Below are 1,965 nucleotides of genomic sequence, written 5' to 3'. Positions count from 1 at the left end.
ACACGGAAGAGGTCACTGGTTCGATCCCAGTATCGCCCACTGGAAAGCCCCCGCGAAGCGGGGCTTTTGTGCTGCGGGCGACCGGGCCCCGTGCGGCGAGGCAGGCGGCCTCCGGCGTGCGCGTCGAGGCCGCCGCTCGGGCTCGTCCGCGCCGGGCGCGTCCCTCCGGCCTCCACTGCCGGTGGATTTCCGCTCCCGGAGGTTCAGTGGTAACTTCCCGTCTCGCAATCGGCGCCTTTCCGCATCCGGCGGAGGGCGCTTCGTCAATGATCGCGAAGGCGTATGAATACCTCACTGAAGTCAACCGGCCCGACCCCCACGGGGCCGGTGCCGACCGGCGCCGCCAAGGGCGCCGCCCCGCGCGGCCCGCGCAAACTCGCATCCCGTCACGTCACGATGATCACGCTCGGCGGCATCATCGGCGCCAGCCTCTTCGTGGGCTCCGGCAACGTCATCCGCACCGTGGGCCCAGCCGCGCTCATCTCCTACCTCGTCGGCGGGCTGCTCGTCTTCCTGGCCATGCGCATGCTCGGCGAGATGGCCGCCGCCAGGCCGGCCATCGGCTCCTTCATGGAATATGCCCGCGTGGGGCTCGGCGACTGGGCCGCCTACCTCGTCGGCTGGTTGTACTGGTACTTCTGGGTCGGCGTGCTCGCCTACGAGGCCGTGCTCGGCGGCGAGACCCTGCATGGCTGGTTCGACTTCCTGCCGGGATGGGCGTGGTCGCTCATCCTCATCGCCGTCTTCATCGGCACCAACCTCATCTCGGTCCGCACCTTCGGCGAGGTCGAGTTCTGGCTCGCCAGCATCAAGGTGCTCGCCATCGTCGTCTTCCTCGGCGCGGGCCTCCTCTACGCGCTCGGCCTCTGGCCGGAATCCGCCTTCTCGGTGCAGAACCTCTGGGAGCACGGCGGCTTCGCCCCGAACGGGATCGGCGTCGCGCTCACCGGCGTCGCGTTGGTGATCTTCTCCTACTTCGGCACCGAGATCGCGGTCATGGCCTCCGCCGAGTCGGAGGATCCGGCCAAGGGCATCCGGCAGGCCACCAGCACGGTGATCTGGCGGATCCTGCTCTTCTTCGTCGGCGCCGTGCTCATCATCACCATGGTCGTGCCCTGGGACGAGCTGCCCGACCCCGTGGACGTCGGCTCGGCCCCGTTCACCTACGTGTTCTCCCTGCTCGGGCTGCCCGGCGCCTCGATGGTGATGCAGCTCATCATCTTCACCGCCGTCATCTCGGTGCTGAACTCCGGCCTCTACTCGGCCTCGCGCATGTTTGCCGCCCTGGCCGACGAGGGCTTCGCGCCGGCATTCGTCTCGAAGCGGTCGAAGAACGGGGTGCCGTTCTGGGCGCTCATCGCCTCCACCAGCGGCGCGGTCATCGCCACCATCGTCAACTTCGCGGCGCCGGAATCGGGGGTGTTCCAGTTCATCATGAACTCCGCGGGCCTCGTCGCGCTGTTCGTCTACGTCTTCATCGCCCTGACGCAGATGCGGATGCGGCAGAAGATGACGCCGGAGGAGGTCGCCGGCCTGAAGATCAAGGTGTGGCTCCACCCGTGGCTCAACATCCTGCTGTTCGTCGCGATCGCCTTCGTGCTCGTGGTCATGCTCACCACCGAGGACGGGCGCACGCAGGTGTGGACCAGCCTCATCGCGACCGGCGTGCTCGTCGCGTTCTGGCCGTTCGTGCGCCGCAATCTGCGCAAGCGCCGGGAGCGCGTAGCGGCGGCGGAATCGGACTAGCGGACCCGCGGCGGCGGGGCGCCCCTCGGGAATCGCCCTGCCGCCGCTCCGGTCTCGAGCCGCCCGCACGGTTTGGTATTCCGCGGCGAATTGCAGTAGTGTTCTTCGAGTGCCGGACGTACTCCTTCGGGGGACGGAAAGCCACGCGGATGTAGCGCAGTTGGTAGCGCATCACCTTGCCAAGGTGAGGGTCGCGAGTTCGAGTCTCGTCATCCGCTC

General features: G+C 68.1%; 1 protein-coding gene and 1 tRNA gene. Both read left to right on the top strand.

All coding sequences use genetic code 11. The annotated features are described in order from the left end of the window. The first annotated feature begins 282 nt into the window (after nucleotides 1-282). On the top strand, nucleotides 283-1,746 hold the full coding sequence (locus tag FM112_RS01425; RefSeq protein WP_087002506.1) for an amino acid permease: 1,464 nt from the start codon (nucleotides 283-285) through the stop codon (nucleotides 1,744-1,746). A gap of 145 nt (nucleotides 1,747-1,891) precedes the next feature. After that, nucleotides 1,892-1,964, top strand: a tRNA-Gly gene (locus FM112_RS01420). Nucleotide 1,965 lies beyond the last annotated feature (1 nt).

Origin of the sequence: Gulosibacter sp. 10 (assembly GCF_900163695.1) — a bacterium.
Taxonomy (GTDB): Bacteria; Actinomycetota; Actinomycetes; order Actinomycetales; family Microbacteriaceae; genus Gulosibacter.
Note: the sequence above shows the minus strand (reverse complement) of the source record. Positions and strands in the feature narration are given on the sequence as shown.

Excerpts from the sequence above, each read along its gene's own strand:
- FM112_RS01425 (WP_087002506.1), top strand. The coding sequence starts at position 283 with ATGAATACCTCACTGAAGTCAACCGGCCCGACCCCCACGGGGCCGGTG.